The organism is Kitasatospora sp. MY 5-36, assembly GCF_001182915.1.
Classification (GTDB): Bacteria; Actinomycetota; Actinomycetes; order Streptomycetales; family Streptomycetaceae; genus Kitasatospora.
Map to the genome: position 1 here is coordinate 1 of NZ_LFVW01001378.1, position 703 is coordinate 703.

General features: G+C 79.5%; 1 protein-coding gene. It reads left to right on the forward strand.

Annotated elements, in window-relative coordinates; genetic code table 11:
* The coding region (locus tag AE652_RS42530; RefSeq protein ID WP_049661665.1) for an SDR family oxidoreductase at positions 1-703 on the forward strand (703 nt) is incomplete at both ends.

The following is a 703-nucleotide window of genomic DNA, read 5'->3' on the forward strand; positions in this document are numbered from 1 at the left end:
CCCACGCCGCCGCCCTCGCCGCGGCCGGCACCGCCGTCGACGTGCTCGCCTGCGACCTCGCCGACCGCTCCGCGCTCGCCGCCCTGCTCGACCGCGTCGCCGCCACCGGCCCGCGGCTGTCCACCGTGCTGCACGCGGCCAACGCCTTCCACCTCACCCGCCTCGACGACACCGACCCCGAGGGCCTGGCCGCCTCCCTGGCCGGCAAGGCGGCCGGTGCCGACCACCTCGACGAACTGGTCGCCGACGCCGACGAGTTCGTCCTCTTCTCGTCGATCGCCGCCGCCTGGGGCAGCGCCGAGCACGGCGCCTACGCCGCCGCCAACGCCCACCTCGACGCGCTCGCCGAACGGCGCGCGGCACGCGGCGCCGGCGCGCTCTCGCTCGGCTGGGGCGTGTGGGACACCCGCGACTGGACCGCGCCGGACGCCTTCGGCCCGCACGGGCCCGCCACCATCACCGGCGACGTGCTGCGCCGCCAGGGCACCCGGTTCCTGGACCCGGACCGCGCGCTGGACGTGCTCGGCCGCGTCCTCGCCGACGGAGCCGGCGCCACCGGCCCCTACCTCGCCCTCGCCGACATGGCCTGGGACGACTTCGCGCCGGTGTTCACCGCGGCCCGCCGCAGCGCCCTGCTGGACCGCATCCCCGCCGCCCGCCGGGCCCTCGACGGCGGCGCGGCCGCCACCGGTGCGCCCACGGC